The sequence below is a fragment of the Caulobacter sp. GW822-FHT07D08 genome, from assembly GCF_058798735.1.
In genome coordinates this window covers 94,485-113,344 of the sequence record NZ_JBXAKU010000005.1, presented here as the reverse complement: position 1 = coordinate 113,344, position 18,860 = coordinate 94,485, and the positions used below count along the sequence as shown (strand labels likewise).

At 69.4% G+C, this 18,860-nt stretch carries 20 protein-coding genes and 1 pseudogene; 14 read left to right on the top strand and 7 right to left on the bottom strand.

The window, feature by feature from the left end:
• Positions 1–38: 38 nt before the first annotated feature.
• The gene (locus AC1RJ9_RS11490) at positions 39–218 is read left to right on the top strand and encodes a hypothetical protein (RefSeq protein WP_492837020.1); all 180 of its coding nucleotides are present in this window, start codon (positions 39–41) and stop codon (positions 216–218) included.
• A gap of 46 nt (positions 219–264) precedes the next feature.
• On the opposite strand, the gene AC1RJ9_RS11485 is transcribed toward AC1RJ9_RS11490, so the two are convergent.
• Together AC1RJ9_RS11485 and AC1RJ9_RS11480 are read right to left on the bottom strand one after the other, a co-directional pair.
• Entirely contained in the window at positions 265–522 is a 258-nt protein-coding gene (locus AC1RJ9_RS11485; protein WP_492837019.1) for a hypothetical protein, read from the bottom strand.
• A gap of 136 nt (positions 523–658) precedes the next feature.
• Positions 659–1,600 carry a GlxA family transcriptional regulator gene (locus tag AC1RJ9_RS11480; RefSeq protein ID WP_492837018.1) on the bottom strand — a complete coding sequence of 314 codons (942 nt, stop codon included), beginning with the start codon at positions 1,598–1,600 and terminating at the stop codon, positions 659–661.
• A gap of 96 nt (positions 1,601–1,696) precedes the next feature.
• On the opposite strand from AC1RJ9_RS11480, the gene AC1RJ9_RS11475 reads away from it, so the two are divergent.
• On the top strand, positions 1,697–2,377 hold the full coding sequence (locus AC1RJ9_RS11475) for a DJ-1/PfpI family protein (RefSeq protein WP_492837017.1): 681 nt from the start codon (positions 1,697–1,699) through the stop codon (positions 2,375–2,377).
• Between the two features lie 168 nt (positions 2,378–2,545).
• Here the strand turns inward: AC1RJ9_RS11475 and ygiD are convergent, their stop codons facing one another.
• Positions 2,546–3,316, bottom strand: coding sequence for a 4,5-DOPA-extradiol-dioxygenase (gene ygiD, locus AC1RJ9_RS11470; RefSeq protein ID WP_492837016.1), 771 nt, complete (start codon positions 3,314–3,316; stop codon positions 2,546–2,548).
• 117 nt (positions 3,317–3,433) lie between these two features.
• Here ygiD and AC1RJ9_RS11465 point away from each other — a divergent pair, with 117 nt between their 5' ends.
• A complete protein-coding gene (locus AC1RJ9_RS11465) occupies positions 3,434–4,594 on the top strand; it encodes an acyltransferase family protein (protein ID WP_492837015.1) in 1,161 nt (386 codons plus the stop codon).
• Positions 4,595–4,776: 182 nt separating this feature from the next.
• Positions 4,777–5,550, top strand: coding sequence for a tyrosine-protein phosphatase (locus AC1RJ9_RS11460; protein ID WP_492837014.1), 774 nt, complete (start codon positions 4,777–4,779; stop codon positions 5,548–5,550).
• Between the two features lie 7 nt (positions 5,551–5,557).
• On the opposite strand, the pseudogene AC1RJ9_RS11455 reads toward AC1RJ9_RS11460, so the two are convergent.
• A pseudogene (locus AC1RJ9_RS11455) lies at positions 5,558–5,687 on the bottom strand (hypothetical protein); the annotation flags it as partial.
• Positions 5,688–5,768: 81 nt separating this feature from the next.
• On the opposite strand from AC1RJ9_RS11455, the gene AC1RJ9_RS11450 reads away from it, so the two are divergent.
• The 3 genes from AC1RJ9_RS11450 to AC1RJ9_RS11440 all read left to right on the top strand — a co-directional run bounded on the left by AC1RJ9_RS11450 (position 5,769) and on the right by AC1RJ9_RS11440 (position 9,420).
• Positions 5,769–7,217, top strand: a complete 1,449-nt coding sequence (locus AC1RJ9_RS11450; protein ID WP_492837013.1) for an MFS transporter — start codon at positions 5,769–5,771, stop codon at positions 7,215–7,217.
• Positions 7,218–7,348: 131 nt separating this feature from the next.
• Positions 7,349–8,674, top strand: coding sequence for an aminodeoxychorismate synthase, component I (gene pabB / locus AC1RJ9_RS11445; RefSeq protein WP_492837012.1), 1,326 nt, complete (start codon positions 7,349–7,351; stop codon positions 8,672–8,674).
• The gene (locus AC1RJ9_RS11440) at positions 8,671–9,420 is read left to right on the top strand and encodes an aminotransferase class IV (RefSeq protein WP_492837011.1); all 750 of its coding nucleotides are present in this window, start codon (positions 8,671–8,673) and stop codon (positions 9,418–9,420) included. Before pabB ends, AC1RJ9_RS11440 begins: the two co-directional genes overlap by 4 nt.
• On the opposite strand, the gene AC1RJ9_RS11435 is transcribed toward AC1RJ9_RS11440, so the two are convergent.
• From AC1RJ9_RS11435 to AC1RJ9_RS11425, 3 genes are all read right to left on the bottom strand, one after another.
• The gene (locus AC1RJ9_RS11435; RefSeq protein WP_492837010.1) at positions 9,407–10,003 is read right to left on the bottom strand and encodes a TadE/TadG family type IV pilus assembly protein; all 597 of its coding nucleotides are present in this window, start codon (positions 10,001–10,003) and stop codon (positions 9,407–9,409) included. The two genes, AC1RJ9_RS11440 and AC1RJ9_RS11435, sit on opposite strands and share 14 nt — an antisense overlap.
• Complete coding sequence (locus AC1RJ9_RS11430) at positions 10,000–10,557, bottom strand: TadE/TadG family type IV pilus assembly protein (protein WP_492837009.1); 558 nt, start codon at positions 10,555–10,557, stop codon at positions 10,000–10,002. The genes AC1RJ9_RS11435 and AC1RJ9_RS11430 overlap by 4 nt, the downstream gene beginning before the upstream one ends.
• Positions 10,558–10,647: 90 nt before the next feature.
• On the bottom strand, positions 10,648–11,073 hold the full coding sequence (locus AC1RJ9_RS11425) for a pilus assembly protein N-terminal domain-containing protein (RefSeq protein ID WP_492837008.1): 426 nt from the start codon (positions 11,071–11,073) through the stop codon (positions 10,648–10,650).
• A 317-nt stretch (positions 11,074–11,390) separates the two neighbouring features.
• Between AC1RJ9_RS11425 and AC1RJ9_RS11420 the strand changes: the two genes are divergently transcribed.
• From AC1RJ9_RS11420 to AC1RJ9_RS11390, 7 genes are all read left to right on the top strand, one after another.
• Positions 11,391–11,567 (top strand): Flp family type IVb pilin, encoded by a 177-nt coding sequence (locus AC1RJ9_RS11420; protein WP_492837007.1) that lies wholly within the window; start codon positions 11,391–11,393, stop codon positions 11,565–11,567.
• Positions 11,568–11,766: 199 nt separating this feature from the next.
• Complete coding sequence (locus tag AC1RJ9_RS11415) at positions 11,767–12,279, top strand: A24 family peptidase (RefSeq protein WP_492837006.1); 513 nt, start codon at positions 11,767–11,769, stop codon at positions 12,277–12,279.
• A gap of 205 nt (positions 12,280–12,484) precedes the next feature.
• Entirely contained in the window at positions 12,485–13,387 is a 903-nt protein-coding gene (gene cpaB, locus AC1RJ9_RS11410; RefSeq protein WP_492837005.1) for a Flp pilus assembly protein CpaB, read from the top strand.
• A 32-nt stretch (positions 13,388–13,419) separates the two neighbouring features.
• Positions 13,420–15,105 carry a type II and III secretion system protein family protein gene (locus AC1RJ9_RS11405; protein WP_492837004.1) on the top strand — a complete coding sequence of 562 codons (1,686 nt, stop codon included), beginning with the start codon at positions 13,420–13,422 and terminating at the stop codon, positions 15,103–15,105.
• A 9-nt stretch (positions 15,106–15,114) separates the two neighbouring features.
• Positions 15,115–15,795 (top strand): CpaD family pilus assembly lipoprotein, encoded by a 681-nt coding sequence (locus AC1RJ9_RS11400; RefSeq protein ID WP_492837003.1) that lies wholly within the window; start codon positions 15,115–15,117, stop codon positions 15,793–15,795.
• The gene (locus AC1RJ9_RS11395) at positions 15,795–17,351 is read left to right on the top strand and encodes a CpaE/TadZ family protein (protein ID WP_492837002.1); all 1,557 of its coding nucleotides are present in this window, start codon (positions 15,795–15,797) and stop codon (positions 17,349–17,351) included. Before AC1RJ9_RS11400 ends, AC1RJ9_RS11395 begins: the two co-directional genes overlap by 1 nt.
• Positions 17,352–18,857, top strand: coding sequence for a TadA family conjugal transfer-associated ATPase (locus tag AC1RJ9_RS11390; RefSeq protein WP_492837001.1), 1,506 nt, complete (start codon positions 17,352–17,354; stop codon positions 18,855–18,857).
• Positions 18,858–18,860 lie beyond the last annotated feature (3 nt).

Genomic DNA, 18,860 nt, shown 5'->3' with positions numbered 1-18,860 from the left:
CCGGGGTTGATCCAGAACCATCCCGCAGGAGCGTCCCGATGCCCACAGTCAGCTCGAACCCCGACAAGATGTCCGAAGAGAAGGCCGAAGAGGCCATCACCAAGGCCAATACCGACCTGAACGATCAGGGCGACATCGCCGCCGACGACGCTGGCGGCACGGCCGCGGCCCATCGGGTCGATGAGGCCCTGGAAAAGGCGCGGGGCGCGCCGGATTAGACAGGAGCGAGGCCGCCCGCGGATCAGGCGGGCGGCCCGCGCGACCTTAGCGCCAGACGTAGCGGCAGACGGTCACCCGGTGATGGTGTCGCCACTCGGGGCGGCACACCCGCACCTTGTGGGGGCGATAGTGCCGGCCGCGATCATAGCGCACGCGGTCGTGGCGAGCGTGATGGCGGTCGTAGCGATAGTCGTAGCGATCGTGGCGATCGTATCGGTCGAAGGCGCCGGCCGTCGACGGGACGGTCAGGGCCAGGGTGGCGGCCGCCAGGGCGGTGACGCCCAGCAGTTTCGCGACGGGCATGATGTGCTCCAAGATCGAATAGTCCCTCGATCCCGAAACGCACGCTGCGGCCCCTATGTTGCGGGGCGATGTCCCGAAGGTACGGCCATGCTTGGTCGCGGCCCCGGCGAGGCAAGGGGGCGGTGGGCTCGGCGTTTCAGACGCTCTTGGCCGATCGCCGCAGCGCCTGGGGCGGCTGGCCGAAGGCGCGGATGAAGGCCCGGCGCATCCGCTCGCTGTCGCCGAACCCGGTCTCCAGGGCCACGTCCTCGACCTGCAGCGGCTGGCTGTCCAGCAGAGCGCGGGCGGCCTCGACCCGCAGGCGCTCGACGGCCTTGGCGGGGGTGACGCCGGTCTCCTGGGCGAACAGGCGGGCGAAGTTGCGCGGGCTCATGGCGGCGCGGTCGGCCAGCTGCTCGACCGACAGGGACCGCGCCAGGTTCTGGCGGGCCCAGGACAGCAGGGCGTCGAAGCGCCCGGGGCGCAGGTCGATCAGCGCCGAGAACTGCGACTGGCCGCCGGGGCGGTGGTGATAGACCACCAACTGCTGGGCGGTGCGGCGGGCGATGGCCTCGCCCTCGTCGGCGCCGATCAGGGCCAGGGACAGGTCGATGCCGGCGGTGATGCCGGCCGAGCTCCACACCGCCCCGTCCTGAATCCAGATGCGGTCGGGCTCCAGCTTCACGTCGGGATAGCGGCGTTGGAAGTCCTTCGTCCGGCTCCAGTGGGTGGTGGCGCGCTTGCCGTCCAGGAGGCCCGCCTCGGCCAGGACATAGGCGCCAGAGCAGACCGAGGCCACGCGGCGGCAGTCGCGGCCGGCGGCGCGGACGAAGGCCAGGGTCTCGGGGCAGGTGGCTGGGACCTTCACCCCGTCGCCGCCGGACACCAGCAGGGTGTCGAGGCGCGGCGCGTCGGCCAGGGCGGTGGTGTGGATCGTCACGCCCGACGAGCTGGGCGTCGGCTCGCCGCGCAGCGACAGGAAATGCAAGGCATAGGCGCCCGGCGAGAACCGCCCGGCGATCTCGAAGGCGGCGATGGGGCCGGTGGCGTCCAGAAGCTGGAAACCGGGATAGACCAGAAAGCCGATCGCGCGGGTCATGCCCTTAGCCTTGGCTGAAACCGTGGGAACTATGTCATTTCAGACGAACGCTAACCGAACCATGGTCTCCACGCAAATCATGACGGAGACCATCGCATGAGCCAGCAGTTGCAAATCGTGATCGCCATCTTCCCCGGCGTGACCCACCTGGACTTCACCGGTCCGCACCAGATCCTCTGCCGCCTGCCCGGCGCCAAGGTGACGGTGGCCAGCCTGGAGGGCGGCGAGATCGAGGCCGACGGCCTGGTCTTCGCGCGCCTGCCGAAACTGTCGGACATCGAGGCCTGCGACGTGCTGATCGTGCCGGGCGGGTTCGGGACGACACAGGCCATGGGCGACATGGACTTCATCGCGGAAATCCGGCGGCTGGCCGATGGCGCGCGGTACGTGACCTCGGTCTGCACCGGCTCGCTGGTGCTGGGCGCGGCGGGACTGCTGAAGGGCAGGCGGGCGGCGTGCCATTGGGCCTGGCGCGACCAGCTGGCGCTGTTCGGCGCCATCCCCGATCCGTCGCGGGTGGCGCGGGACGGACGCTACATCACCGGCGGCGGGGTGACGGCGGGCATCGACTTCGCCCTGACCGTCGTGGCCGAACTGGCCGGCGAGGCGGTGGCGCAGGGGATCCAGCTGGCGGTCGAGTATGCGCCGGCCCCGCCGTTCGACGCCGGCCGGCCGGAGACCGCGCCGGCCGAGGTGCTGGCGCGGATCTCGGGGATGTACGGCAAGGGGATGGAGCAGCGGCTGGCCGCGGCGGAGAAGGCGGCGGCGGCGCTGTGAACCAGCCGGTGCTCTCTCCTCCCCCTATTGGGGGAGGGGGACCGCCGAACGGCGGTGGAGGGGGTCGGCGCCGCGCTAATTTAGGCCTGCGTCATCCCCCTCCGTCTCGTCGCGTATCCGCGCCGATCCACCTCCCCCAAAGGGGGAGGAGAGACTTACAGCGCCGCTCTAACCGACCCGCACCCCCGTCATCGAGATCGCCGCGAACACGTCATCCGTGAAGAAGCTCATCGGCTCGCCCGGCGTCTGCGCGCCCAGCACATAGAGCAGCGGCAGATAGTGCTCGGCGCTGTTGATCGAGATCTCCGCGTCCGGACCCAGGCCGCGCCAGTCGATCAGCGGCTCATGATCGCCCGCCAGGATCAGCGCCTTGGCCGTCTCGTTGAAGCGGTCGGCCCACGGCGGCGCCTCGGGTCGCCGGAAGTCGGCCGCGCGCAGGTTGTGGACGATGTCGCCGCTGCCCATGATCAGCACGCCCTCGTCGCGCAGGGCGGCCAGGCGGCGGCCGGCCTCGTAGTGCCAGCGGTCCGGCCGGCCGCGGTCGATGCCGAGCTGCACCACCGGCACGTCCGCGTCGGGATACATCGGCTTCAGCACGCCCCAGGCGCCGTGGTCCAGGCCGCGCGTCGGGTGCTGGACCACGACGTCGGGGGAGAGGAGCTCGGCGACCCGCCCCGCCAGGGCCGGATCGCCCGGCGCGCGGTACTGGACATCGAACAGCGCCTGCGGAAAGCCGCCGAAATCATGGATGGTCTCGGGCGCGCTGGAAGCGCTGACCGCCGAGGCGCCGCGAGTCTCCCAGTGGGCGCTGACCATCAGCACCGCCTTGGGACGCGGCAGGGTCTGGCCCAGCCTGCGCCAGTCGCGGCTCCAGGCATTGTCCTCGATGGCGTTCATCGGCGAGCCGTGGCCGACGAACAGGACGGGCAGGCGAGACATGGTCGATCCTATGGGGTTGGGCCTATTAGAAACAGTAGGAGTTGCAGATAGTGGCCGCGACGCCATACCGCAAGACGACGTTCCGGACACGGCTTTCACACGGGCGCCGGCTTTGTTATGGCGGGGCCTGTGACCGTCCCGCTTTCCCAGATTCCTCCGGACGCGCCGCAGGCCGCGGTTGTGCTGGAGCGTCCCGACAAGGCCGCCGTCCGGGGCGGCGCGCTGGATTTCCTGCGCTTCCTCGCCTCGCTGCTGATCGTCGTCTATCACTATGGCGCCGAGAGCCCGATGCGGATCGAGCGCTTCGGCCAGGTGTTCTCGCGCGGCTTCCTGGCGACGGACTTCTTCCTGATGCTGTCCGGCTACGTGCTGGGCCGAGCCTATGGCGGCTCGGTGATCAAGGGGCATATCAGCACCCCGCGCTTCTGGGTTCGCCGCGCGGCGCGGGTGTGGCCGGGGCACCTCGTGGTGCTGGCCATGCTGGCCGTGCTGGTGCTGCTGCTCAACACCGTCGGCACCGACGCCCACAAGCCCAGCCGCTTCGCCTGGGATCAGCTGCCGGCCCAGGCCTTCCTGGTTCACGCCTGGGGCTTCACCAGCGACGGCTGGAACCTGCCCAGCTGGTCGCTGTCGGCCCTGATCGTCTGCTACGCCCTGTTCCCGTTCTTCTGGAAGACGGTCAGCAAGGTGCGCCACGCCTGGATCCTGCCGCTGGGCGCGGCCGCGATCCTGGGCGTGTTCGAGGTGATCGCCCGCCACGTCTTCCACCATGCCCTGCCGGATCTGCAGTTCCAGTACGGCGTGGTGCGCGCCCTGCCGCTGTTCATCCTGGGCGTCTGCCTGGCGCGGGTCGTCGACATGCGCTGGCCGTCGGAGACGGCGGCCAAGGCCCTGCTGTGGGGCGGCGTCGCCCTGCTGGTCGTCACCCAGCCGCTGGACCGCTACGCCCTTCCCGACCCCTGGCTGTTCGACGCCCCGTCGCTCTTGGCTATCGCCATGATCGTGCTGGGCGCCGGCCGTCTGCCGGTCAAGCGCCCGAGAGCCTGGATCGAGGAGGGCGCCAAGCTGTCGTTCGCCCTGTTCATCACCCACATCTTCGTCGGGGTGATCTATTGGAGCGCCGTGCACAAGCTGATCGAGACGGTGCCGATCGGCATCGGCTGGCAGTGGCTGATGTGGCTGGCCGGTTTCCCGATCGCCTATGGCTTCGCGTGGCTGTTTCACACCTATGTCGACCAACCGCTGCAGGATCGCATCCAGCCGCTGCTGAGGAAGTAGCTTAAATTTTCCGTTCTCCCCGGCGAAAGCCGGGGCCCAGATCGAACCCAGAGCTCTCGTGGTTTCGGCGACGACCCAAGGCGCGAACACCCCAGCCTTTCCGAATGTATCTGGGCCCCGGCTTTCGCCGGGGAGAACGGGTTTGGGGTTTATTTTGAGTTTGGGCGGCGCTAATTCGGCCCATGACCAGAACCATCCCCCTGCAAGGCGTCGAGAACTTCCGCGACTTCGGCGACTACGCCGCGGGGGCGGGGCGGCTGAAGCGGGGCGTGCTGTTCCGCGCCGCCCACCAGGCCGAGGCGACCGACACCGACCTGGAGGCCCTGGCGGCCCTGGGCATCGTCACCCTGGTCGACCTGCGCCGGCCCAATGAGCGCGAGCGTTCGCCCTCGCGCCGCTGGACGGGCTTTTCCGCCCAGGTGATCGACAATGACCTGGGCGTCACGGGGACGGATCCGTGGCTGGAGTTCATCACCAGTACGGACCTGACCGTCGACGCGGTCCACGACTACATGGACGAGTACTATCGCCGTCTGCCGTTCAAGGAGCGGCACATCGACCTCTTCCGCCGCTTCTTCCTGGCGTTGGCCGAGAGCAAGGGCCCGGCCCTGATCCACTGCGCGGCGGGCAAGGATCGCACCGGCGTGCTGGCGGCCCTGACCCACCACATCGCCGGCGTGACCGACGACGACGTCATCGACGACTACCTGCTGACCAATGACCCGACCCGCTTCGACCGTCGCGGGGCGATGTTCATGGACCACATCGAGGGGATCACCGGCCGCCGCCCGGACGAGGCCGCCATGCGCGCGGCCATGGGCGTCGAGGCCCGCTACCTGGCGGCGGCGTTCGAGGTGATCAAGGCCGAGCACGGCGGCCTGGATGGCTATCTTGAGCAGGCGGTGGGGCTCGACGCGGACACGCGCGAAAAGGTGCGGGCGCATATTCTGCTCTGATCTGCTTACCCTCTCCCCTTGCGGGAGAGGGTGGCCCGCGAAGCGGGTCGGGTGAGGGGTGGCGCTGCGCCACCGAGAGACCCCTCATCCGTCGACTTCGTCGACACCTTCTCCCGCAAGGGGAGAAGGGGAAAAATCCGTAAGGTGACAAACGCTCGTTTAAGGTCCAGCCTCGCGCCACTGCCCCATCAGAGGGCTGAGCGTCACTAGGGTGTGGTATGAGCGAGTTGGCGGGTACGCCTCCGGGCATGAGCGATGTCGCCGGCGACGATGTCCTGGTCCCCGCCCCCAAACAGAAGCTCTCCCGAAGCGCGCTCAGCTGGATCCTGCACCAGGGCTCACGCGACCCCTATGTGATCCTGGTCACCATCTATGTCTTCTCGCCCTATTTCTCGCGGGTGCTGGTCGGGGATTCGGTCAGAGGCCAGGCGACCGTCGCCGACATCTCCACCGTCTATGGCCTGCTGACCGCCGCCCTGGCGCCGATCCTGGGCGCCTCGATCGAGCGGTTCGGGCCGCGCAAGCCGTTCATGGCCCTTATCCTGGCGATCATGGCGCCCTTGCTGTTCGCCCTGTGGTGGGCCAAGCCCGGCGGCCTGCCCGTTGATCTGGTGGGCGTGGCGCTGATCATCCTGGGCGTGGCCTATAACTGCGGCGACGTGCTCAACAATTCCCTGCTGGCGCGGGCGTCCGAGAAGGGCCAGGAGCCGGTGCTGTCGGGGCTGGGCTACGCCCTGGCCAACGGCCTGTCGGTCAGTCTGCTGATCTTCGTGATGTGGGCCTTCGTGCTGCCCGGTGTCGTGCCCTGGTCGTTCGTGCCCAGCGCGCCGCTGTTCGGCCTCAGCCAAGTCGAGCACGAGCCTAGCCGCATCGTCGGCCCGCTATCGGCGGCGGTCATGCTGCTGGGGGCGATCCCGTTCTTCCTGTGGACCCGCGACGCGCCGCGCACCGGCGCCTCGCTGGGCGCGGCGATCAAGGAGGGCGTCAAGCTGATCCTCGACACCTTCGCCAACCTCAAGGGTCACGCCGACGTCGCCAAGTTCCTGGGCGCGCGGATGCTCTATTGCGACGGCATGACCGCCCTGCTGATCTTCGGCGGCCTGTTCGCGGCCGGACTGATGAAGTGGGGCGAGCTGGAGATGCTGGCCTACGGCATTTCGCTGTCGATCTTCGGCGTGCTGGGCGGCCTGATCGCGCCGTGGCTGGACAAGACCCTGGGTCCCCGGCGGGCGATCCAGGTCGAGGTCGGCATCTGCATCCTGGTGCTGCTGGGCACGCTGGGCATGGACCGCGAGAAGATCCTGTACCTGTGGACCTGGGACGCGGCGACCCATCCGGCCGTCTGGAACGGCCCGCTGTTCCGCACCCTGCCGGAGCTGATCTATCTGGGCCTGGGCCTGCTGATCGCCGTCTTCGTCACCGCCCAGTACGCCTCGAGCCGCACCCTGCTGGTGCGCCTGGCCCCGCCGGACCGCATGGCCGCCTTCTTCGGCCTGTTCTCGCTGTCGGGCACCGCCACCATGTGGCTGGGCTCGCTGCTGGTGGCCCTGGCGACCAAGATGTTCGCCAGCCAGGTGGCCGGCTTCATCCCGATCGCCGGCCTGCTGGCCCTGGGGCTGGTCGGCCTGTTCACGGTGAAGGGCGGGGGCCGGGAGGCTCAGCACTAGCCCCCACCTACTAGCGCAGGTCTGTCCGCCCCCAAGAGGGTGGCGGAGAAATCTCTCCTCCCCCCGTTGGGGGAGGGGGACCGCCGAACGGCGGTGGAGGGGGTCTGCTCCGCCTGCTACATCACCGCGCCATGCGCCGCGTCGCTCTCCTTACCGCCCCCTGGCGCGAGCCGGTGTGGGCGCTGGCCCCGTTCCGGGACGAGCCGTATGCCTGCGCCCTGGTCACCGGCGGAGCGGGGCGGTGGTCGTATCTGCTGCGCCAGCCCGACGCGACCTTCAGCTTCGCCGCCGCCGATCCCGCCGATCCGTTCGCCAGGCTCGCCGAGCTGACCGGCCCCCGCCGGCCGAGCGAGCCCGACGGTCCGCCGTTCCAGGGCGGGGTCATCGGGCTGGCGGCCTACGAACTGGGCGACCGCGTCGAGGATCTGGGCCTCTCCCGCACCGCCTGGCCGGACCTGAGCTGCGCCCGCTATCCGGCCCTGCTGGCCTTCGATCACCACGCCCGGCAGGTCGTGGCCGTGGGGCGAGGCGCGACGGACGCCGAGGCGGGAGCCCGCGCTCGTGAGGCTCTGGCCTGGCTGGACGCGCCGTCCGATCGCGCGCCGTTCGACGGCCCGCTGTGCCCGGATCTGACCGTCTCCGACGGCGAGGCCTACGAGGTCGCGGTGGCCGACGTGGTCGGGCGCATCCTCTCCGGAGAGATCTTCCAGGCCAATATCGCCCGCGCCTGGACCGGACGGCTCGCCGCCGGCGCCGATCCGTTCGACCTGTTCACGCGGCTGCGCGGCCAGAGCCCGGCCCCGTTCTCGGCCTATCTGCGCCTGCCGGGCCGGGCCGTGGTCTCCAACTCGCCGGAACGGTTTCTGAAGGTCGACGCGGACGGGGCGATCCTGACCCAGCCGATCAAGGGCACGCGTCCCCGCGGCCGCGACGCCGCGGAGGACCGGGCCCTGGCCGCCGAGCTGCTGGCCAGCGACAAGGACCTCGCCGAGAACCTGATGATCGTGGATCTGATGCGCAACGACCTGGCCCGGGTCAGTCCGCCGGGCAGCGTCAAGGCGCGCGAGCTGTTCAAGGTCGAGAGCTTCGCCAACGTCCACCATCTGGTTTCGACGGTGACCGGCCAGCTGGCCGGCGGCCGGACGGTCGCCGACCTGCTGCGGGCCAGCTTCCCGCCGGGCTCGATCACCGGGGCGCCCAAGGTCCAGGCGATGAAAGTCATCGCCGGCCTGGAACCGCCGCGCGGACCCTATTGCGGCAGCCTGTTCTGGGCCGGCTTCGACGGGGCGTTCGACTCGAGCGTGCTGATCCGCACGGTCGGCCTGGTCGAGGATGGCCAGGGTTGGACCCTGGAGGCGCGCGCCGGGGCGGGTATCGTCGCCGACAGCGATCCGCGCGGCGAGCGCCTGGAGACCGAGGCCAAGATCGCCGCGCTGAAGAGGGCCCTGACGGAATGATTATTCCTCTTGAGGACAGGGGCTTGCTGCTCGGCGACGGCCTGTTCGAGACGATGCTGGCGGTCGACGGCGCGCTGCCGCGTCTGGCCGCCCATCTCGACCGCATGGCCGCCGGCTGCGCCGTGCTGGGCCTGCCGTTCGACCGCGATGAGGCCGAGCAGCTTGTGCGCGGTGCGGCGCCGGCCGCTGGCCGGTTCGCCGTGCGCCTGACCCTGACCGCCGGTTCGGGCGGCCGGGGGCTGGACCGTCCGGCCGCGCCGCTGCCGCGCCTGTTCGCCACCGCCGCGCCGGCCGCGCCGGTCGTCACGCCAGCCAGCGCGATCGTCGCGGCCGCGCGCCGCAACGAGGGCTCGCCCGCCTCGCGCCTGAAGACCCTGAGCTATCTCGACAACGTCCTGGCCCGGGCCGAGGCCAGGGCCGCCGGCGCCGACGAGGCGGTGATGCTGAACAATCGCGGCGAGATCGCCTGCGCCGGGGCGGCCAATCTGTTCTGGATCGAGGGCGGGCGTCTGTTCACCCCGCGCCTGGACTGCGGCGTGCTGGCCGGGATCACCCGGGCGCGGCTGATGGCGGCCGAAGCGGTCGAGGCGGTCGCCGTCGGGGTCGAGGCGCTGGAGCGGGCCGAGGCGGTGTTCCTGACCAACAGCCTGATCGGCTTGCGCCCGCTCTCGCGGCTCGTCACCCCCTTGGGCGAGCGGACCTTCACGCCGCACCCGCTTGTCGAGCGCCTTGCTACAGCGTGCTGACCCAGGTCACCGTGTCGGAGCGGCGCGGGCGCAGGTAGTAGTTGCGCTTGAAGGTCATGGTGGTGGGCATGACCAGCTTGGTCGCCGAAGTGTAGTCGTAGGTGGCCCGCGAGACGATGATGCTCTGATTGGCCGCCAGCACGCCGGTCGAGATGTCGGTGACGGGGGCGCCCTTGGCCGGGCAGCCGGTCATGCCGACGCCGGCGGGGTTGGGCTGCACCCAGGCGACGGTGTCCTCGCCCTTGGCGTTGGAGACGACGCTGTAGATGCACATCTTCAGGCCGGCGGTCGGATAGGGCGCCATGATCAGATTCCCGATGTTGAAGATGTCGGTCATCTTGCTCGGGCCGGTCTGGGGGGTCTGGGCGACAAGGTCGCCGATCTGCGCGGTGATGTTCGACAGGCGACGCTGGGCCATCATGGCCTGGGTCGTCTCGGCGAAGCCGAAATACATCAGGATCAGCACGGGGGCGATCAGGGCGAACTCGATGGCCGAGACGCCGCGGCTGTCGCGCCAGAATGTCTTCAGGCAGACCCTCTTCCCGAGGACCTTCTGCAGCCAGGGGGGCGAGGGGCGGATCATTGGTCGTACGGCTCGTTGGTGAAGGCGGTGGCGGCGTAGACGACCCATTGGCCGCTGGCGTTCTGGAAGCCGGTCTGCATCAGCGGCGAGATCAGCGGCCAGGTGTAGTAGGCGCGGACCAGGACGATCGAGCCGGCCGTGCCCGGGTTCCACTGCATGCTGGTCGGAACGGTGTTGGTGGCCGAGGCCGAGGTGTTGCCGGTCGAGTAGTCGGCATAGGTGCGCACGTCGAGCCGCAGGGCGCTCTCGCAGCTCATCGCGCCGATCGGTCCGATCTTGTTGCAGACGGCGGTCTTGAAGGTGGCGGCCGTGCCGCCGTTGGTCTGCACCTCGCCGGTGCGGATGGTGCGGCCCACGTCGATGACCGCGTTCTCGAGCAGCAGCGAGACCATATAGACCAGGCCCAGCTCGATCAGGGCGAAGACGAGCATCAGGAAGGGCATGAAGACCAGGGCGAACTCGACCGCCGTGGCGCCCTGCTCGGCGCGCGAGAAGCGGCCGGCGAAGCGGGCCAGCCGGCGTCGGGCGCGAGCGAAGATGTGATTGTAGGCCATGCGGCGGCGCGGACCCTGAAATGATCGTCCGACAGACTAGCCGAACGATCCTAACCACTGGTTAGAGCGCGCTCGCGTGGGGGAGGGCGCCTACGGCGTGCCCGAGGCCGGGCCGGGGCCGCCGACACGCGTGCAGCGCGCGGCGCCGCAGGCGTAGCTGTTGGTCGTCGCGCCGCGATAGATGGTGACGCCGCCGTCGCCGACCTCGGAGACCACCACCTGGCGGGTGGTCAGGGCGCGACCGCCGGCTCCGAAGGCCATCAGGGTGGTGACGCCCGGACGCTTGCCCATCACGACCAGGGTGCGCTCGTTGACGATGCTGACGTCGGCGATGGTGGGATCGGCGACCACCACGTCCCGCACCGCGCCGCCCACGCTCATATAGGAGGCTTCGCCCGCGGCCAGCGGCAGGTCGGTCGAGGTCGCCTTCACCGGCAGGACGCCCGTGTTCTGAGCGTTGGCGCCGGCCCCCGAGAGGGTCAGGACGGCGGCGATGGCGAGCGAAAGGCGGCGCATGAGGTTTCCGATCTCGGATCCGAACGTGCCTCAGCATCCTTTGGTTTGGTCAACAAAAGACTAAGGCCCGTTTGCGTGCGTCCAAGCGTCGCTTGAGAAAGTCCTTGATTCAAAAGGGGTTGATCGCTTTCGCTGCGGCCATGGTTAAGAACAGATAACGGTAAATACAAATAAACCAAAAGAAAAATCTGAGAAACCAACTGATGTTTACTCAGCATTAAGTGAGCTCGGCGAAATTGATCGTGTTTTCGGGGGTTAGCAAGTCGAGCCGGCTTGAAGCCTCAAATCAACCAGCTCTGACTTTAGGAGATCTAGACATGACCAAGTTCGTCACGCGCTTTCTGAAGGATGAATCGGGCGCCACGGCCATCGAATATGGCCTGATCGCTGCCCTCATCGCCGTCGTCATCATCACGGGTGTTGGCGCTCTGGGCACCACGCTGAACACGAAGTTCAACGACATCAAGGACAAGGTCGCGAACGCTGGGACCTAAGTCCAGCTAAACGCTCGAAAAGAAAAGGGTCGAGGCTTGGGTCTCGGCCCTTTTTCTTTGCCTGCCCATTTCTCTTTGCCTGGATGACAGAGGTTCCGGGCTTCCGCCGAGCGGCGAGAAACGATTGCTTCATCCGTCCGTCCCAGAATGGCCCGGTACGGAAGGGGTCCCCGACGGGGATTTTACAAGGCGCGAGAGCATGCAAGCTATCCAGATCCCGCTGCTGCTGATCTTTCCGGTCTTGGCCGTCATCGGCGGCCTGAAGGACCTGATCAGCTACAAGATCCCCAACTGGATCTCGCTGGCCCTGATCGCCGCCTTCGTTCCGGCCGCCCTGGTCAGTGGCGCGCCCCTGACCCAGATCGGTCTGTGCCTGGCCGTGGGCCTCGGCGGCCTCGTCCTCGGAATGGGTATGTTCGCCGCCGGTTGGATCGGCGGCGGCGACGGCAAGCTGTTCGCCGTCTGCGCCCTGTGGATGGGCTGGCCCGGCGCCTTCCTGTTTCTAGTCTATACCGGCCTGGCGGGCGGCGTCCTGACCTTCGCCATCCTGACCCTGCGCTCGGGCTATCTGGTTCCGGCCGTGGCCGGCGGGCCGGCCTGGCTGCGCAAGCTGGCGGCCAAGGACGGCGATCTGCCGTACGGCGTCGCCATCGCCGCCGGCGCCCTGTGGGCCTTCCCGCACGGCGCCCTGGCCGTCGCGGCCCTGGGCTGAGACTCCCTTGAGTTGAGCCCGGCCGCGCGCTGACTCATCCCGCGACACCCTGCCGCGCGCCCCGCCGCCTGAACGATGAAAACTTTTAGCAGCCGTTAACCATGCGCGGGCGAGCATGGAGCGTGGCCAGAAAGGCTGACTGACGAATCGCGCGCGCCCGCCGGACGGCGGCCGTTCGGTTCCCCCTTGAGTTACAGCCCGCGCCATGAGTCCCGTTCGCCTCCTGATCGTCCTGATCGCCGCCGTCTCGGCCATCGGCCTGGCCGTGGTCCTGCAGCGCGCGCTGGGCGGCAAGCCGGTCGCTCCCGCCGTCGTGGCCGCGACCGCCGCGCCGGGCAAGCCGATGACCCAGGTCCTGGTGGCCAAGCGCGACCTGCCGATCGGCACGCGCCTGGTGGCCGCCGACGTCGCCTGGCAGGCCTGGCCGTCCGACGCCATCAGCGGCGCCTTCATCACCAATGGCGCGACCCCGGCCGCGCCCGACGGCAAGGTCGAGGCCGCCAAGGCCGCCGTCAGCGGCGCCGCCGACCAGATGATCGGCGGCGATCCGGCCAAGATCGTCGAGGGCGCGATCGTCCGCGACCCGATCCTGGCCGGCGAACCGGTCACCAACCGCAAGATCGTGCGCGGCGGCGAGGGCGGCTACCTGTCCGTCGTCCTGACCCCGGGCAAGCGCGCCATGGCCGTGCCGGTCACGTCCGAGACCGCGGCAGGCGGCTTCATCCTGCCCGGCGACCGCGTCGACGTGCTGATCACCCGCGAAGGCCAGGTCAGCGCCTCCAGCGACGGCGAGGGCGGCGGCGGCGGCGGCCGCTTCGTCATGGCCGAGACCGTGCTGCAGAACATCCGCGTCCTGGCGCTCGACCAGAGCACCGCCGCCGAGAAGGACGCCAAGTCCATCGTCGCGGCCACCGCCACCCTTGAGGTCGGCCCGACCGAGGCCGAGGCCCTGACCCGCGCCAAGGCCGGCGGTCCGGTGACCCTGGCCCTGCGCGCCTATACCGATCTCGGCGGCCCCTCGGGCATCGTCGGGAAGACGGCCGCTTCGGACTCCACCATCCGCATCAATCGGGGCGGCCAGACCTCCAACGTCTCGGTGCGCCCGTGAGCCGCCCCATGGACGCCTTCGCGAAAGCTCAAATGTCCCTGAAGCGCCGTATCCTGACGGCCCATCTGGCCGTCCTGCTGGGCCTGTCCTCGACCGCGCCGGTCTTCGCCGACGGTCCGGTCGGCGGCTCGCACGTCTATCGTCCCGCCGCCCGCGTCTCGCGCCCGGCGCCCCTGCCGCCGCCGGCCATGCCGCTGGCCCCGCCGCCGCTCGGCGACCAGGCGACCCGCATCATCCTGACGGCCGACCAGAGCGCCGCCACGGTCGAGCTGGTCAAGGGCAAGTCGGCGATCATCGAGCTGCCCGCGGACGTCCGCGACCTGCTGGTCACCAACCCGCTCGTCGCCGACGCGGTGCTGCGCGACAAACGCCACATCCACGTGGTGGGCCTGGCGGAGGGTTCGACCGACGCGGCGTTCTACGACGCTTACGGCCGACGGATCGTGTCGCTGAACATCCGCGTGACCCAACCCGTCGACCTTCTGGCGGCGACCCTGACGCGGGTGCTGCCCGACGCCAAGATCCAGGTGCAGGCGATCCGCGACAGCGTCATCCTGACCGGCATGGTGCGCAACGCCTCGGAATCCGACGCGGTGTCGCGCATCGCCGCCCAGTTCACCGGCAAGCCGGAGAACGTGCTGAACATGCTGACCATCGCCGGCAAGGACCAGGTGATGCTGCAGGTTCGCATCATCGAGGTGCAGCGCAACGTCATCAAGCAGCTGGGCTTCGACCTCAACGCCATCATGGGCCAGCTGGGCCAGGATCAGTTCAGCTTCGGCCTGTCGCCGACCTACGGCGTCAACGGCAGCCTGCTGGGCGGGGTCACCGGCGGCTATTCGCTGAACACCACCAAGCAGCCGCAGCTGCAGGTGCCCTGCTCCTCGGGCATGGACGGCGAATGCTACGCCGTGGTCCATGGCAAGGTCGTCCATACCGGCCTGACGGGACCGGATGGCAAGGAAATCGTCATCGGCAACGGCGACACCGCCACCGTCAAGGACACCGCCGGCAGCACGGGCCTCAACCAGGCCAAGAGCATGGTCCAGGCGTTCGAGCGCGTGGGCCTGGTGCGCACCCTGGCCGAACCAAACCTGACCGCGGTGTCCGGCGAGGCCGGCCACTTCCTGGTTGGCGGCGAGTTCCCGGTTCCGACCGGCAGCGACCAGACCGGCAAGATCTCGATCGAATTCAAGCCCTACGGCGTGGGCCTCGGCTATACGCCCGTGGTGCTGTCGGGCGGCCGCATCTCGCTGAAGATCTCGACCGAGGTCTCCGAACTCTCCAGCCTGGGCGCCTTCACGGTGTCCTCCGGCTCGACCTCGGCGGCCCTGACGGTGCCGGGCCTGTCGGTGCGCCGCGCCGAGACGACCGTCGAGATTCCTTCGGGCGGCTCGCTGATGATCGCCGGCCTGCTGCAGCAGACGACCAAGCAGACGATCGACTCCATCCCCGGCATGACCTCGATGCCGATCCTGGGCACGCTGTTCCGGTCGCGAGACTTCCTGAACGGCCAGACCGAGCTGGTGATCATCGTCACCCCGTACATCGTCGACCCGACCCGTCCGCAGAACCTGCAGACGCCGGCCGACGGTCTGGTCTTCGCCAACGACATGAGCACGGTCCTGCTGGGCCGTCTCAACAAGGTGGTCAAGGCCCCGGCCGGCGCCAACGCGGGGCGCGCGTACCAGGGCCCCGTCGGCTATGTGATCGAGTAGGACGCACCCATGACGCACAAGCCTTTCGTCAAGACCGTCCTGATGGCCCTGGCCTTGTCCGGCCTGGCCGCCTGCGCCTCGACGCCGCCCGGCGAGGGTCCGTCGAAGACCGCCGCCACCGACACCCAGCAGTGGACGGACCGCATCAAGGTCACCTCCGCGCCGGACGAGATCGTGCTGGCGCCGCACGCCAAGGGCCTGTCGGCCAACCAGTCGGCCGCGCTGGAGGCCCTGATGGACCGCTGGCTGCGGGCCGAGGGGCGCGAGCTGGTCGTCACCTCGCCCAACAGCGCCGGCGCCATGGCCACCCAGATCCGCGACCGTCTGGTCAGCCTGGGCGCGCCGGGCTCGCGCGTGCGGGTCGTCGGCTTCAACCCGACCGGCCCCGATGACGAGACCATCCGCGTCGGCTTCCTGCGCTACGAGGCCGAGAAGCTCAAATGCGGGCAGCGCTGGGAAAACCTGGCCGCCACCCGCAACAACGAAGCCTATGACAATTTCGGCTGCGCCATGGCCGCCAATCTGGCCGCCCAGGTCGCCAATCCCGAGGATCTGATCCGTCCGCGCGACATGACGCCGGCCGACACCGGCCGTCGCGACACGGTGCTGGGCCTCTACCGCAAGGGTGAGACGACCAGCTCCAAGAAGGACGACCAGGCCAGCGGCTCGATCTCGAAGGCGATCCAGTAATGCGGCCGTCCGACAGCGATCCCTTCGACCTGGGCTTTGACGCCGCCGACGAATTCACGACCGGCGCGAACGATCCCTGGCGCGCGTCCGCGCCGCCGTCGCTGAACCCGACCGTGGGCGGCTTCGACGACCCGTTCGCCGACTTCCCGCCCGCCCGTCCCGAAGGACCTCAGGCGCCGCGCACCGCGCCCCAGCCTCAGCCCCAGCCTCAGGCGCAGCGCGCCGCCCCGCCGCCTCAGCCGCCGCCGCAACCGCGCGCGCCGCGGCCGGCGGCCGTCCAAGACGACGACCTCGACATCGCCGAGGCCGCCGCCCCGGCCGCGCCGGTCTATCATGAGCCGATCTCGGACGGCGGCCTGGGCGACGCGGCGATCCCGCGCATCACCATCCACGCCTTCTGCGCCCGTCCGGAAACGGCGGCCCTGGTCGAGCACGCCGCCGCGGACCGCCGCATGGCCCGGGCCTCGACCATCGTTCGCGACGGCGGGCTGGAGGCGGCCGTCGACTACTACCAGAACCAGCCGACGCCCTCGCTGGTCATGGTCGAGACGACCGACGGCGCCCAGCGCCTGCTGCACCTGCTGGACAGCCTGGCCCAGGTCTGCGACCCGGGCACCAAGGTGGTGGTGCTGGGCCAGACCAACGACATCGCCCTCTATCGCGAGCTGATGCGCCGCGGGGTCAGCGAGTACCTGACCCAGCCGCTTTCGCCCCTGCAGGTGATCCGCGCCGTCGGCGGCCTCTACGCCGATCCGTCCGCGCCGTTCGTCGGCCGCCAGATCGCCTTCGTCGGCGCCAAGGGCGGGGTGGGGGCCTCGACGCTGGCGCACAACTTCGCCTGGGCGATGGCCGAGAAGATGCAGACCGCCACGGTGCTGGTCGATCTCGACCTGGCCTTCGGCACCGCCGGCCTCGACTTCAACCAGGATCCGCTGCAAGGCGTCCTGGACGCCCTGACCCAGCCCGACCGCCTGGACCCGGTGCTGATGGACCGCATGATGGTCCGCTGCGGCGACCGCCTGTCGCTGTTCGCCGCCCCGGCGACGCTGGACGACGACTACGACATCGGCGCCGACGCCTACGAGGAAGCGACCCAGAAGATCCGCGGCGCCGCGCCGTTCGTGGTGCTGGACATCCCGCACGTCTGGAACGCCGCCACCCGCCGGGTGCTGGTCGGGTCCGACGACCTGGTGGTGGTGGCCATGCCGGACCTGGCGTCCCTGCGCAACGCCAAGAACATCATAGACCTGGTCAAGGCCTCGCGGCCCAACGACGTGCCGCCGCGCCTGGTTCTGAATCAGGTCGGCGTGCCCGGCCGTCCCGAGATTCCGGTGAAGGATTTCGGCGAGGCCCTGGGCATCCAGCCCTCGCTGGTGCTGCCGTTCGATCCCAAGCCCTACGGCCAGGCGGCCAACAACGGCCAGATGCTGGCCGAGGTGGCGCCCAAGTCGAAGGCCGCCGAGGGCCTGGAGCACCTGGCGCGCCTGATCAGCCGCCGCGAGCCGCCGCCCTCGCAGAAGTCCTCCGTGCTCTCGGGCCTGTTCAAGAAGAAGTAGATGTTCGGCAAGCGCGACCCGTCAGCCCCCGCCGAACAGAAGGCGCCGCCCCCCGCCCCGGCGGGCGGCGCGGCCATCGCCACGCGTCCCCAGCGGATCGAGCCGGCCGCCGCGCCGACCGCGCCGGCGCCAAAGGTCAACGGTCCCGCCCCGAAGGCGACGCCGGGCCTGGACCAGCTGCGCGCCGCGCAGGGGATCGCCGCCGCCCAGACGACCAACATCGTCCGTGAGCAGAGCGACTACTACCACGCCACCAAGACGGTGATCTTCAACGCCCTGCTGAACACCATCGACCTGAGCCAGCTGGCCCAGCTCGACCAGAAGCAGGCCGCCGAGGAGATCCGCGACATCGTCGCCGAGCTGGTGGCGATCAAGAACGTCTCGATGTCCGTGGCGGAACAGGAGACGCTGGTCCAGGACATCATCAACGACGTCCTCGGCTATGGTCCGCTGGAGCCCCTGCTGGCCCGCGACGACATCGCCGACATCATGGTCAACGGCGCCCACCGGGTGTTCATCGAAGTGGGCGGCAAGGTCCAGCTGACCAATGTCCGCTTCCGCGACAACATGCAGCTGATGAACATCTGCCAGCGGATCGTCAGCCAGGTCGGCCGCCGCGTCGACGAGAGCTCTCCGATCTGCGACGCCCGCCTGCCCGACGGCTCGCGCGTCAACGTCATCGCCCCGCCCTTGGCGCTGGATGGTCCGACCCTGACCATCCGGAAGTTCAAGAAGGACAAGCTGACCATGAAGAACCTGGTGGAGTACGCCTCCATCAGCCCGGAAGGGGCGCGGGTTCTGGGGGTCATCGGCGCCTGCCGCTGCAACATCGTCATCTCGGGCGGCACGGGCTCGGGCAAGACCACCCTGCTCAACACCATGACCGCCTTCATCGACCCCACGGAACGGGTCGTGACCTGCGAGGACGCCGCCGAACTGCAGCTGCAGCAGCCGCACGTGGTGCGCCTGGAAACCCGCCCGCCGAACCTGGAAGGCTCCGGCTCGGTGACCATGCGCGATCTGGTCAAGAACTGTCTGCGGATGCGTCCCGAACGCATCATCGTCGGCGAAGTCCGCGGCCCGGAGGCGTTCGACCTGCTCCAGGCCATGAACACCGGCCACGACGGCTCGATGGGCACGCTGCACGCCAACAGCCCGCGCGAGGCCATCAGCCGTATCGAGAGCATGATCACCATGGGCGGCTACGGCCTGCCCTCGAAGACCATCAAGGAGATGATCGTCGGCTCGGTCGACGTCATCGTCCAGGCGGCGCGCTTGCGCGATGGTAGTCGCCGCATCACCCACATCACCGAGGTGGTCGGCCTGGAAGGCGACGTGATCGTCACCCAGGACCTGTTCGTCTACGAGATCACCGGCGAGGACGCCGACGGCAAGGTGATCGGCAAGCACCGCTCGACCGGCATCGCTCGGCCGCGCTTCTGGGATCGCGCCCGCTACTACGGCCTGGAGCGCGAGCTGGCCGAAGCCCTCGACGCGGCGGAGTAGGCT